Origin of the sequence: uncultured Turicibacter sp., from assembly GCF_938044715.1 — a bacterium.
Taxonomy (GTDB): Bacteria; Bacillota_I; Bacilli_A; order MOL361; family Turicibacteraceae; genus Turicibacter; species Turicibacter sanguinis.
Genome location: NZ_CALIOS010000082.1, coordinates 1 through 12,178 on the forward strand (window position 1 = coordinate 1; position 12,178 = coordinate 12,178).

14 protein-coding genes are annotated in these 12,178 nt (G+C 33.9%); 11 read left to right on the forward strand and 3 right to left on the reverse strand.

The genetic code is table 11. The annotated features are described in order from the left end of the window. The first annotated feature begins 252 nt into the window (after positions 1-252). On the forward strand, positions 253-822 hold the full coding sequence (rbr, locus tag QWC74_RS08715) for a rubrerythrin (RefSeq protein WP_288993980.1): 570 nt from the start codon (positions 253-255) through the stop codon (positions 820-822). 35 nt (positions 823-857) lie between these two features. Here rbr and QWC74_RS08720 read toward each other — a convergent pair whose 3' ends face one another. After that, the gene (locus QWC74_RS08720) at positions 858-2,114 is read right to left on the reverse strand and encodes a DUF2812 domain-containing protein (protein WP_262951698.1); all 1,257 of its coding nucleotides are present in this window, start codon (positions 2,112-2,114) and stop codon (positions 858-860) included. 103 nt (positions 2,115-2,217) lie between these two features. Here QWC74_RS08720 and QWC74_RS08725 point away from each other — a divergent pair, with 103 nt between their 5' ends. After that, positions 2,218-2,637 carry a C-GCAxxG-C-C family protein gene (locus QWC74_RS08725; protein WP_006783475.1) on the forward strand — a complete coding sequence of 140 codons (420 nt, stop codon included), beginning with the start codon at positions 2,218-2,220 and terminating at the stop codon, positions 2,635-2,637. Positions 2,638-2,662: 25 nt separating this feature from the next. Here QWC74_RS08725 and QWC74_RS08730 read toward each other — a convergent pair whose 3' ends face one another. Beyond that, a complete protein-coding gene (locus tag QWC74_RS08730) occupies positions 2,663-4,012 on the reverse strand; it encodes a dicarboxylate/amino acid:cation symporter (RefSeq protein ID WP_006784966.1) in 1,350 nt (449 codons plus the stop codon). Positions 4,013-4,640: 628 nt separating this feature from the next. Here QWC74_RS08730 and QWC74_RS08735 point away from each other — a divergent pair. From QWC74_RS08735 to QWC74_RS08765, 7 genes are all read left to right on the forward strand, one after another. After that, complete coding sequence (locus tag QWC74_RS08735) at positions 4,641-5,909, forward strand: 4Fe-4S dicluster domain-containing protein (protein WP_237701275.1); 1,269 nt, start codon at positions 4,641-4,643, stop codon at positions 5,907-5,909. A gap of 75 nt (positions 5,910-5,984) precedes the next feature. Continuing rightward, positions 5,985-6,434, forward strand: a complete 450-nt coding sequence (gene aroQ / locus QWC74_RS08740) for a type II 3-dehydroquinate dehydratase (protein WP_006784968.1) — start codon at positions 5,985-5,987, stop codon at positions 6,432-6,434. A 287-nt stretch (positions 6,435-6,721) separates the two neighbouring features. Beyond that, on the forward strand, positions 6,722-6,868 hold the full coding sequence (locus QWC74_RS08745) for a hypothetical protein (protein ID WP_006784969.1): 147 nt from the start codon (positions 6,722-6,724) through the stop codon (positions 6,866-6,868). Next, entirely contained in the window at positions 6,850-7,515 is a 666-nt protein-coding gene (locus QWC74_RS08750) for a hypothetical protein (RefSeq protein WP_006784970.1), read from the forward strand. Before QWC74_RS08745 ends, QWC74_RS08750 begins: the two co-directional genes overlap by 19 nt. 109 nt (positions 7,516-7,624) lie before the next feature. Next, positions 7,625-8,329, forward strand: coding sequence for an acyl-[acyl-carrier-protein] thioesterase (locus tag QWC74_RS08755; protein WP_006784971.1), 705 nt, complete (start codon positions 7,625-7,627; stop codon positions 8,327-8,329). Positions 8,330-8,349: 20 nt separating this feature from the next. Then, the gene (locus tag QWC74_RS08760) at positions 8,350-8,748 is read left to right on the forward strand and encodes a VOC family protein (RefSeq protein WP_006784972.1); all 399 of its coding nucleotides are present in this window, start codon (positions 8,350-8,352) and stop codon (positions 8,746-8,748) included. A gap of 285 nt (positions 8,749-9,033) precedes the next feature. Continuing rightward, positions 9,034-9,642, forward strand: coding sequence for a hypothetical protein (locus tag QWC74_RS08765; RefSeq protein ID WP_006784973.1), 609 nt, complete (start codon positions 9,034-9,036; stop codon positions 9,640-9,642). Positions 9,643-9,650: 8 nt separating this feature from the next. On the opposite strand, the gene QWC74_RS08770 is transcribed toward QWC74_RS08765, so the two are convergent. After that, on the reverse strand, positions 9,651-10,499 hold the full coding sequence (locus QWC74_RS08770; protein ID WP_006784974.1) for a patatin family protein: 849 nt from the start codon (positions 10,497-10,499) through the stop codon (positions 9,651-9,653). A 141-nt stretch (positions 10,500-10,640) separates the two neighbouring features. Here QWC74_RS08770 and QWC74_RS08775 point away from each other — a divergent pair, with 141 nt between their 5' ends. Together QWC74_RS08775 and QWC74_RS08780 are read left to right on the forward strand one after the other, a co-directional pair. Further along, positions 10,641-11,516, forward strand: a complete 876-nt coding sequence (locus QWC74_RS08775; RefSeq protein ID WP_006784975.1) for a radical SAM/SPASM domain-containing protein — start codon at positions 10,641-10,643, stop codon at positions 11,514-11,516. Positions 11,517-11,526: 10 nt separating this feature from the next. Continuing rightward, positions 11,527-11,937, forward strand: a complete 411-nt coding sequence (locus QWC74_RS08780; protein ID WP_006784976.1) for a peptide deformylase — start codon at positions 11,527-11,529, stop codon at positions 11,935-11,937. The last annotated feature ends 241 nt before the right edge of the window (positions 11,938-12,178 follow it).

Consider the following 12,178-nt stretch of genomic DNA (forward strand, 5'->3'; position numbering starts at 1 on the left):
AAGAAGCAGCTGCTAAAGCTTTAGACGATTACAATACTGCATTACAAATGACTGAATAGTTAACACACTTAAAACTCCTCGGATTCCGGGGAGTTTTTTTATGATAAGAAAAAAGGTTGTTCGATGAGAGCAACCTCTTTTTTACATATGTTATTAGGATAAATTTGTAAAGGGTTAACTTGAGAAAGTAACCTTTATCGGGAATTAGCATATCAATATTAAAGAATGAATGTTGATTGGAGTGATGAGTAAATGGATTCTTTAGTGTCAGGTGAAACATTGAAAAATTTAAAAGGGACGAAGACGGAACAAAATTTAAAAAATGCCTTTGCAGGGGAGTCACAAGCAAGAAATAAATATACATTTTATGCAGAAGTTGCAAAGGATGAAGGATATGAACAAATTGCAGCCTTCTTTACAGAAACAGCAGGAAATGAAAAAGAACATGCCGAGATGTGGTATAAACTTTTACATGATGGTGGGTTAGGAACAACAAAAGATAATTTAAAAATAGCAGCCTTTGGAGAAACCGGAGAATCAGAGGATATGTGCCCTGATTACGCAAAAATTGCCAAAGAAGAAGGGTTGCCTGAGATTGCTGCTTTATTTGAAGGGGTAGCTAAAATTGAAAATGGACATAGTATTCGTTATTCTAAACTATTAAATAATCTTGAAAATAATCAAGTTTTTGAAAAAAAAAATCCCGTCGTTTGGGAATGCCGAAATTGTGGACATCGTCAAGTTGGTAAAGAAGCTCCAGATTACTGCCCAGTCTGTGGGTATCCAAAAAGCTATTTCCAAATGCCATGCCATAATTATTGATAACAAAAAAGACTTGCTCAAGGGCAAGTCTTTTATTATTTTATTAAATCTACAACTTGTTGAATGACATAATTAAAATCTTCACGATTATTTTCAAAATAGAGATAAATGAATTCATCATCTTTTTCAGCTACAATAAATAGGTCTTGATTGTCACAAACATATAAATTAAAGGATTTGAATTGAGCAAAGAGATAAGGATATATTCTGAATGGATCATGCTGTTTTATTTGTTGAGTAAAGTAATAGTTTAAATAAGTTTGTAGTTGGGAAGATGAAGTTTTAAACGATTTAAAATCTAATTGATGTAAAGAAGAACTCTCACTATAAATTTTTACTTCTTCGAAGATAGGTCCAATATGATTGGAATACTGGCTGTAATAGGTTAAAACCTCATGAGGGGTTAAATCAGCTATTGTGATGATATCTTTGACGTCGACTTCATTATAAGGATGAGACATATCAAAAAAGGCACTCCAAAGAAGTAACAAAAGTGGAAGAATCCAACTTAAGGCATTGAATTTTTTAGTAGACAATTGAAGTGGACTATACTTTTCTAAGACTTCACTTATAAATTGAATACCAAAGGGAAGACCCAGAAATAAAAGTGTTTCTTGAGAGGGTTGTTTATTTAAAAGAATGCCGATGCAACAAAGAGGAAGAACAATCACAACGTTTAGGATGGAGAAAATGGTTGTGATGGTAGGGAGCTGATGCCTGTATTTTTTGAACGAGTCATTAAAGGGGGAAGATTGTAATTCGTTGAAGGTGCATAAATACTTTATATTGATTAGGATTTGAAGAAATAAGGCAATCGAAATGAGTATCATCATCAGGAGAAGCGCAAATGTATCCCAGTTTATTAAAAAATTGAGGTCCATCAGAAAAAACGCTAGAATGAAAGAGATGGCAAGAAGTGATAGAGTCGCGCTGAATAAATCGTGAACAAGATAAGTTTTAAACTGTTTAAATTTCATTTGTTCAATTTTAGGGATGTAGGCAAATACATCGCTAGAATAAAATAAGTAATGTGATTGATAGTGAGCAACATAGTGCCAACCCTCTGTTTCAAATGCATCTAAATATGAGGGGAACTTTTTGTTTAGTTTTTCAATTGCTGAATAAGTATATGGGAAAGTGTCGAAATGGAAAATAACATCTTGAGGTTGTGATTCCTCTAATATAATGTAGGATGAAGAAAAAGATGTTGGAAACCACCCTTCACGTGCTTGTTGCCTTAAAAAAGCATAAAGTTCTAACTCAGATAATTGTTTTATTTTAACCTTCTTCATCATATCATCTCCCTAACGACTTTATTTTACTATAAACTGTAAAAAAAGCGTGCTGTTAAGGTGTGATATAATTAAAAATAAACATTATTAAAGGAGTTATAAAATGGATTATCGAGTGAATAAAGCGATTGAAAAACATTGCAAAGGCTATAATTGTTCTCAGGCTGTTTTGTGTGCCTATCATGATTTAATTGGTTTAGAAGAGGAACAAGCCTTTCGATTAGCTGAAGGATTTGGAAGTGGAATGGGAGGCTTACGTGATACTTGTGGTGCGGTGACGGGGATGTTTATGGCTGCTAGCTATCTAGCATCAGATGGTGATCGTGAGAAAAATGCTTCTCGTAAATCATGCTATGAATTGATTCACACATTAGGAGATAAATTTAAAGAAAAGAATGGCTCTTTAAGGTGTGATGAATTATTGCAATGTGAACAACATAAGCGTCATGAAAAATTATGTACGTCATATGTTGAAGATGCGGCACAACTCCTTGAGGCATACATAAAAAAAACGTCAGTCTAGATGAACTAGATTGACGTTTTTTTTATTATTTTACTTCAGTGTAATAAGCTTTTTCATCTAAACTGTTTTCTGATTTTGCCACAACAATAGCTGTTGCAGAATCTCCAACGACATTTAGGGCCGTCACTAACATTTCAACTGGACGGTTGATTGCTAAGATTAATGAGTAAGCTAGTAAAGCAGCATCATTTTGATATCCCATTCCTGATAATACCGTAAACAAGATAACAGCACCAGCACCAGGAGCAGCAGGCGTTCCGATTGAAGCGATTAAAGCTAGGATAGCGATTAATGAAATACTTCCAAATGTGACTTCATATCCAGCACTTGAAGCGATGAAGATGGCTGCAATGACTTGCATAATGGCAGTTCCGTTCATATTAATAGTCATTCCAAGTGGTAAGATGAATGAAGCAATTTCTTTGTTTACTCCAAGTTCTTCTGTTGTTGTCTTTGTGTTTAAAGGTAATGTTGCAGCAGAAGATGATGTTGAGAATCCAAACATCGCAACTTTAGAGATTTTCTTAACGAATGGCATTGGATTTAAACGAGTTGCAATTAAAATGAATAATGCATAACCAAATACTAAGAAGAATAATAAGGTTAAAACAACTGTTACGACATAAGCTAAGGCAGGTTTCAAGTGTTCAACACCATAAATGGCGAATGTTCTCGTTAATAAGACGAAGATAGCAAATGGACCGAATTTTGTAATTAAGAATGTTAAGAAGACCGTGATAATTTTATTAACATCTTCAAGAAGTTTCTTTAAAACTGAAATTTGATCACCTAAATGATTAATTGATAAACCTGTTACAACAGCTAAGAATACGATTGAAAGAATGCTTCCGTTTGTTGAAAAGACTGATGTAATGTTATTTGGGATAGCTTTAACGAAGATTAATAATGGGTTAGAACCTGTTGTGCCTGTTTGAGCGGTAATATTATCGATGCTTACATTAAAGATTCCAAATTTATTAGCAACTAATCCAACAACACCAGCAAGTAATAAGGCGAAGACTGAAGTTGCTAAGAATCCACCGATTGTTTTGTAAGATAAGCGTCCAAGTGTTTTCGTATCAGAGATACGGCACATTGCTAAAGCAATTGATGTAAATACCATTGGAACAATCACAAGTTGCATTGAATTTAAGAATAATTGACCTAAAATATAGAAGATTCCAAATGCATCTGTTGCTCCTTCAGCACTGATATCTTGGAATAAAATTTTATTAATGGTTGCCCAAAGATCGGCATTGCCACCTGCTAATAAATTTTCACGTAAAATTAAGAATAATGATCCTGTAATTAATCCAGCAACTAAGGCAATTGCCATATGAATCGCTAAACGATTATTTGATTTTTTTTGACGCATTGTTAAATCCTCTCCTCATATAAGATGCTAGGACCCAGTAAAAAAAGCCTTAATTTCATGAAGGATGTCACGAAATTAAGGCTCAAATGAATACAACGATATAAGTAAAAAAGCAACATAGAAGTCATGCATTTTCACACTTTATAAAACGTATTATTTTACCTTAATAGCTTCTCGTGAGCTATCTTAAAGGGTTCCTATTTGTAAATAATATACCGACTAATGATTTTAAAGTCAATAAAAAAGTAGAAATTTAGCGAAAAAAAGACATAAAAATATTTTTTTGAAGGGATGTTGAGTGAAGTAATTTAAATAAATAGATGAATAAAGTCCTAAATTTAATGAGATAGAAGGCTAATGACTAACAAAGAGTGGTACAGATCCTGCTAAATAAGCAGTATATGAATTTATGGATGAACGCAAAGTGATATCATGAGAATATTTTATCAACTAAGTTAAAAGAAATTGGAATTGGAGTGGGTGAAAAAGCAGGAAAAGGTTTAGCAACACCGGATTTTTTTGAAAAATAATTAATTTAAAGAGCGATGATGTCACGCTTTTTGAATATTTTAAGTGTAAGAAGTTTACAATAGAATAAATTTTATGAAAAATGGAAGGGAGTGAAGACGTGTCACATTTAGTTGCAAAAGATGCCTATAAAAGTTTAGAAGAGAGAATTAATAAATACCCTCAAGGAGCTCCAAAAAGTGAAACATTGAATGAAATTTTAAAACTGTTATTTTCTGAACGTGAAGCAGATTTAGTTTCTAAATTACCGGTTCGTCCATTTAACTCAGCAAGAGCCTCGAAGGCGTGGAAATTACCACTAGACGAAACGGAAAAAATCTTAGAAGAACTAGCTTCTCGTGCCATTTTATTAGATATGGAAACAAAAGAAGATCGTCTTTTTATGCTACCTCCTCCAATGGCAGGTTTTTTTGAGTTTTCATTGATGCGAATCGGAAAAAATGTGAATCAAAAAGCATTGGCTGAATTATATTATCAATATTTGAATGTAGAAGAAGATTTTGTTAAGGATTTATTTTACTCAACGGACACCAAACTTGGACGTGTTTATGTCAATGAATCAGTCTTAAGTCGTGAAAATACTGTTTCAATTTTAGATTATGAAAGAGCCTCACACATTATTAAATCGGCTTCACATATTGCCTTAGGTGATTGTTATTGTCGTCATAAGATGTTACATATGAATCAAGCCTGTAATGCTCCACTTGATGTCTGTTTAACGTTTGGTGGTGCGGCCCAATCATTAATTAAGTATGGTTATGCAAGGGAAATTGATGCTTCTGAATGTCTAGACGTTTTAGAGCGTTCCTATGAATATAAACTAGTTCAATGCGGTGAGAATGTTCAAAATAATCCAACCTTTATTTGCAACTGCTGTGGTTGCTGTTGTGAGGCTTTATTAGCAGCGAAAAAGTTTGGAAATCTTCATCCGGTTGAAACAACAAATTTTATTCCATCAATTAATCATGAAACGTGTGTGAAATGTGGACGATGTTTGCGTGATTGTCCAATTGATGCAATTTCGAAAGTAAAAGTCGATGAAGGAAAGTCAACAGAGCGCTTTGAATATCAGGTGAATGAAGAAGTTTGTCTAGGATGTGGTGTTTGTGTAAGAGCTTGTTTTAATAAAAGTATCATGCTTAAAAACCGTGGAAAACGTGTGATCACACCTGTTAATTCTGTCCATCGTGTTGTCTTACAAGCGATTGAAAAAGGGCAGTTACAAGATTTAATTTTCGATAATCAAGCGTTTGGTTCACATCGTGCAATGGCGGCCATCTTACAGGCTATTTTAAACTTACCGCCACTTAAACAAGCGATGGCAAGTGAACAAATGAAATCAAAATACTTAGCTAAATTACTAAAGTAGCTAGGAATGGTTGACTCTAGGGATGTTTTAGTATTCAATAAAAGTTAAAGTGCTAGACTTAGAGGAGATATCATAATGAAAATTTTAGTGTTAAATGGACCAAACTTAAATATGATTGGGATTCGTGAAAAAGGAATTTATGGAAGCCGTAGCTATGCTGATATCGTTGGCTATCTTAAAGAAGAAGGAACAAAGCGTGGTCATGAAATTGAAGTTCTTCAAAGTAATTATGAAGGACAGATCATTGAATGGTTACAAAAGGCATACTTTGAACACTATGATGGCGTGATCATCAATCCAGGTGCCTTTACTCATTATAGCTATGCTCTTCATGATGCTATTAAAGCAATCGCAGATGTGCCAACGGTTGAAGTTCATCTTTCAAATGTCCATGCTCGTGAAGCGTTTCGTCATCAATCAGTTACAGCGCCGGCTTGTATTGGACAAATATGCGGATTTGGTGAGTTTGGATACATTTTAGGAATCATGGCATTAGAAAATAATAAAGCAAAAAATCAAAAATAATCACATTTAACCCTCAAAGTCTGATTAGATTTTGAGGGTTTTTATAAAAAGAAAAGGTTTAGAAGATTAAGAGGCTATCTAAGGACAGTCTTTTTTTGTGATTAAAAATCAAAAAAATCCATATAAAAAGAAATGATTTCGATATTTTTTGTAAGCGCTGTGTGCTAAGATGAGCTTAATAATAAGATTGGATACCTCATCAAGATTAGGAAAAAATTAAGGTTTTATTTCCTATGATTTGGGTAAGTTAGAAAAGATGTTCAAATTTAATAAGGAAGTGAAGCGACATGAAAAAAATCATGCTTGTAATGGGACTGATTTTAATACTAGGAGGATGCCAAAATGTAGAACCCAAAAACGAAGAAAGTGAAAAGCAAACACTAGAAAGTCCACAAGCGGAAAAAGAGCATTTTAGATGGAGTTTAATTTATTAGTTAATGGGGGAGCGGAGATGGGAGCAGTCAAAATTGATTTGAAGCAGTATATTACGAATGGGTTTGTACGATCAGGGGTTAGTTATTTCGGATATGGGATTATTTTAGGCGTGATAACGGCAGGTTTAGGATATGGAACTTATATCATTCATCAAAAAAATAGTTTAAATCCGGTTCAAGGTTTCTCCCAGATTGTTGGCTATTTATTGCTTGTGATGGTTGGCATTTTAGTATTAGTAACTTTTTCATTACTTTATCACGGGATTAAATTATTTAAACAATTTGTAGCTTTTATGAAATCAGATGAAGTAGTGTTGATTTCACATGAAGAACCGATGTCAATTGGGATTGCGCTTGATTATTTATCAGAGGAAACCATCATTTATGAAAATCGTCAGTTAGTGTTAACTGAAAAACACATTATTATATTAGAGGGGGAACCTTGTATTAAGCCCAAATCCTTATTAAGGGCAGCGAGTCTTGATACTCGTGGATTAAAAGAGGGACAGAGAGCGCGGTTAAATCAATTGAAGACGGTTGTATTAGAATTTAAAAATCATGAATTGAAAAAAGTAAATTGCCACTATATTCAAGAAGCGAATGATATTTTACAAAAATTAAAAGAACAAGGAATTAGAATGATTTAAAGTGTAGAATTTGTATGAAATCGAAAAAAAGCATTGAAGTCTACAATGACTTTAATGCTTTTTTTGATATAATAAATTATATTTTTAATAGAAGAAGGGGTCATTTTCGATGTATCTAATGGCAGGTCGTGTAAGATATAGTGAAGTCGGATTAGATGGGGGCTTGACGCTGCATCATTTAATTAATTATTTCCAAGATTGCAGTACATTTCATTTAGAAGATATTGGCCTTGGGTTGGATTATTTTCAGTCTCAAAACTTAGCTTTCTTTATTTTGTCGTGGCAGATTGAAATTAATCGTCTACCAAAGGAAAGTGAAAAGATTAAAGTCGGAACACAAATTTACGAGTGTAAAGGTTGCTTTGGTTACCGTAATTATGTGTTATATGATGAGGCGGATAACGTCCTAGCTTATGCCAACCTTGGAGGCGTATTTATGGACACGATTTCGGAAAGTTTTGCTAAATTATCAACGGAAGAAATTGCTAAATATCCGATTGAAGAAAAGTTTGAAATGGAGTACTTGCCTCGTAAGATTAAAGCACCAAAGGCAACGGATACATTCCCGAAGGTTACCATTCGCCCGTGTCAAATTGATACAAACGGCCATGTTAATAATAGTCACTATGTAGCATTAGCACTTGAATGCCTTCCGCAGGAGTTAGAGATTAAACGTGTCCGTGTTGAATACAAAAAAGCAGCTAAATGTGGTGATATCATGATTCCAGCATCAGTCTCTTTAGATGGGATATACTATGTATCATTAAATGATGAAGAAGGACATCCCTACGCGATTTTAAGTTTCAACGAGTAAAGGGAATAGGAGAGTTTAATATGAGTATTAAAATGATGCATCACGTTTGTATTCAAACAGAAAAGTATGAAGAATCTCTTGAGTTTTATATGAGAATTTTAGGATTTGAAATCGTACAAGAAACACCAAACTTCCATAACCGAGCGTTTAATACCTGGTTAAAACTTGGAAACTTTATGATTGAACTTCAAACAGCTAAACAAGGCGAGACGCTAAATCCTTGGAGTTCATTAAATGAAGGAATCGTTCATCTGTGTTTTTTAGTTGATAATGTTTTTGAAGAAATTGAGCGAATTCAACAATTAGGATATGAACATTTCAAAATCAAAAATGGTGAGATCGTTTATAAAGTTGAAGATGGATATCTCTTTAAAATTAAAGCACCCGAAGGAACAGAAATTGAAATTAGAGATTTATAAGCTCAGATAAGTGTTTCACACTTGAAAAACTTTTATCCTGCTAGTGGGGAAGGGGACCCCTAGACTATGGTTATGTCTTTGTATTAAAAAGACTTAGGTAATGAGACTATTTGATAATAGTGAAATACATGTTTTGTTTCAATATAGAAATTAAATCGTTAAAAAGCAGGTGAGGATTGAATCACCTGCTTTTTTTTGATGTAATTCGTCATGATAAATGACGTTTTTTCATAAAATGTAAGGTGTAGAGAAATGATTGACCTTAAATAAAGTGGGTGAGAAGAAATGATGAAAGTTGAGGATGAATTAGAAAAAAAAGAAGTGATAAAATCATTAAGAATAGCGTTGGATGAAACGTTAAAACAATGTGATTCTTGTGAAGACCGAGTCCATCAATCTATTAAAATAGCAAACTGTGTGTTAAGCAAGGAAGAATATTATGAATTGTTGAATGAGTATCAACGATTCGAAAATAATTTTGGTATATTAGAAAGTTTATCGGTGCAAATCACAGAATTGAGTTCTATTTTACAAGCCATGTCAGTCGCCGCAGCTCTTAAAGAAGTTCGAAATAGCATCGATCAATTACTTGATATTATGGAAAAAATTAATTTTAGACTAGATGTTCAAAAGTTTGATCTACTGATGGCCCAACTCATGGAAGAGTTAATGGGGGTCATTGACTTTGATGCGATCGAATATGAAACCTTAGAGGCGGCACTGGGCGCACCTTTTATCGTCTTAGAAACCCTAGATGTTTTAGATCGTGAATATCAAGATATTTATTATCCTTTAAACGTTTTGAAAATACAATCATTTAATAGTAAAACCGCTGCCTATCAATATGCACTAAGTCGCGGTATTAGAAAAGAATTCGTCATCAAAAAAGCGTAGCGACATCGCTACGCCTTTTTTAAAAGTTCTTTGATTTTTAAAATTTCCTTCGATAAATCCTTACGCCCCATCGCATAAATCGGTTCTAAATTCTCTTTATGTTTTTCAAAACGACTAATCGTAATGGGATGACTTGGTGCGATGACCAAGGCTTTCCCTTCGCTTTCAAGTTCTCTTAAATAAGCAAGTGTTTCATTATAATTTTTATGCCTATTGTCTAGTAATTCAATCATTTTGGGATACTTTTTAAACACGCGTTTATAAACAAATCTAAATTGTTCTGGTGACTTTTGATAATGTCGATCACGTGTTAAAATCACCACGACTTTATCACAGCCATCTTCTAATGCTTTTTTAACAGGAATGGCATCAGATGTTCCTCCGTCTAAATATTTTTTCCCTTTATACTCAACAATAGGAGAAAATACTGGAATAGAAGAGGAAGCTTTTAAAACAGTACAATCATGATCAAGTGCCGTTTTATCAAAATAAACCGGTTTTCCAGTTTCAACATCGGTTACACCCAGTTTAAATTCACAGGGGGATTTAAAGAAAGTGTCATAATCGAATAAGTCTAGTTTATGAGGAACTTCATCAAAAATAAAATCCATCCCAAAAATAGATCTGGTTTTAATAAAGTTAGAAAAGCTAATGTAACGTTTATCACCTAAGTAATTTGTATTAACACGATAACTTCGTTTAGCTTGATTTGAAACGTAAGAAACACCGTGACAAGCCCCAGCTGAGACGCCAATGACATAATCAAAAAGTATCCCTTGTTCCATCAGATAATCTAGTGCACCCATTGTATAAAAGCCGCGCATCCCGCCACCTTCAAGTACTAAACCTACTTTCATTCATCATCATCCTTTTTAATTGATTGTGTCTTTTATTCTAACTAATTTGGAAATGATTGTCTATGGACAGTGGTGGGATTGAGTTTGAAATGTGAGATAGCTGTGCTAAAATAAGTGTAGATTATTTAAAGGAGAGGTCCTATGCCCCGATTTAAAAAGATATATGTCGAAATAACGAATCGTTGTAATTTAAAGTGTGATTTTTGTCCAAGTGCTACACTCGGGCGAAATGGAAAAGTCATGAATGAAGACGATTTTAAACATATTTTAAAAGAAGTTAAACCTTATACGAATTATTTATATTTTCATTTACTCGGAGAACCTTTCTTAAATCCTCGAATTGGGCGTTTTTTAGAAATGAGTCATGAAGCGGGAATTCAGGTTAATTTAACGACAAATGGTGTTTTGATTGGAAAAGTAAAAGAAACGTTAATTCAATCACCGGCACTTCGTCAAATTAACTTCTCGGTTCATTCTTTCGAAGCCAATGAATCAACGCAAACGTTAAAAGACTATCTGATGCAAATTGCTTCTTTTATTGATGAAATACAAGCAGTGCGTCCTGTCTACTGCAATCTACGACTTTGGAACATGGATGGCGAAGCATTACAGGCGAAAAATACACTTAACCAACAGATTTTAGACTTGATTGAAGAAGCCTTTCATCTTCCGTATCGCCTAAACGAAAAACTCATGGAAACGAACAATGTTAAAATTCGTGATCGCGTGTTTATTAATATGGCGGATAAATTTGAATGGCCAAGTTTAGAGCGCGAGGTGATTAGTGAGAAAATGTTCTGTTACGGTCTTCGCGATCATATTGGAATTCAGGCGGATGGAACAGTGGTGCCTTGCTGTTTAGATAGTGAAGGGAAAATTCCTTTAGGAAATGTATTTGAAACACCGCTGCATGATATTTTAGAAAGTGAGCGTGCCAAGGCGATGTATGATGGCTTTTCAAATCGTGTAGCAGTCGAAGAACTCTGTAAGAGATGTGGTTACGCGAAGAGATATTAGGAGGTAGACAATGATTAGACCGATTATGAAAGATGAAAAATTTTTAGCACAAAAATCAGTTCCTGCAACAAAAGCAGATTTAGCGGTTGTTGAAGATTTAATCGATACGTTACGAGCTAATTTAGAGCGATGTGTGGGCATGGCCGCCAATATGATTGGGATTAAAAAACGCATCATCGTCTTTGCGATTGGGGAGATCATTGTTCCAATGATTAATCCCGTTATCGTAAAAAAAGAAAAAAGTTATGTGACAGAAGAAAGCTGTTTATCACTTGTTGGATTTAGAGAAACAACACGATATGAAACCATTGAGGTAGAATATTTAGATAAGCAATTTAATAAACAAAAAGGAACGTTTACCGGATTCGTTGCACAAATCATTCAACATGAAATTGATCATTGTAATGGAATCATTATTTAAATTAAAAAAAGCTAATTCAAGTGAGATGAATTAGCTTTTTTTGATGGGGTAAAATGAAGTATCGTGTAAGTATCACAGGAGAATATCCTTTGTGTTTTTAGTAGTGATAGGTCAAGTGTATTTAGTACGTTAAGTTTCTGGTAGAAGTATTAAATGAAAAAAATGATTCGTGATGGTTAGTTAGGATACTTATTTAATTTTGAATAAAGTTTTTAAGTTTGAAGCTTCCAGCACTTAAGAA

Bases quoted from the DNA above. Each gene is read 5' to 3' on its own strand.
- aroQ (WP_006784968.1), top strand. From the start codon at position 5,985: ATGAAAATTTTAGTGTTAAATGGACCAAACTTAAATATGATTGGGATT.
- QWC74_RS08775 (WP_006784975.1), top strand. From the start codon at position 10,641: ATGCCCCGATTTAAAAAGATATATGTCGAAATAACGAATCGTTGTAAT.
- QWC74_RS08770 (WP_006784974.1), bottom strand. From the start codon at position 10,499: ATGAAAGTAGGTTTAGTACTTGAAGGTGGCGGGATGCGCGGCTTTTAT.
- QWC74_RS08765 (WP_006784973.1), top strand. From the start codon at position 9,034: ATGATGAAAGTTGAGGATGAATTAGAAAAAAAAGAAGTGATAAAATCA.
- QWC74_RS08750 (WP_006784970.1), top strand. From the start codon at position 6,850: ATGGAGTTTAATTTATTAGTTAATGGGGGAGCGGAGATGGGAGCAGTC.
- rbr (WP_288993980.1), top strand. From the start codon at position 253: ATGGATTCTTTAGTGTCAGGTGAAACATTGAAAAATTTAAAAGGGACG.
- QWC74_RS08730 (WP_006784966.1), bottom strand. From the start codon at position 4,012: ATGCGTCAAAAAAAATCAAATAATCGTTTAGCGATTCATATGGCAATT.
- QWC74_RS08745 (WP_006784969.1), top strand. From the start codon at position 6,722: ATGAAAAAAATCATGCTTGTAATGGGACTGATTTTAATACTAGGAGGA.
- QWC74_RS08755 (WP_006784971.1), top strand. From the start codon at position 7,625: ATGTATCTAATGGCAGGTCGTGTAAGATATAGTGAAGTCGGATTAGAT.
- QWC74_RS08725 (WP_006783475.1), top strand. From the start codon at position 2,218: ATGGATTATCGAGTGAATAAAGCGATTGAAAAACATTGCAAAGGCTAT.
- QWC74_RS08760 (WP_006784972.1), top strand. From the start codon at position 8,350: ATGAGTATTAAAATGATGCATCACGTTTGTATTCAAACAGAAAAGTAT.
- QWC74_RS08720 (WP_262951698.1), bottom strand. From the start codon at position 2,114: ATGAAGAAGGTTAAAATAAAACAATTATCTGAGTTAGAACTTTATGCT.
- QWC74_RS08780 (WP_006784976.1), top strand. From the start codon at position 11,527: ATGATTAGACCGATTATGAAAGATGAAAAATTTTTAGCACAAAAATCA.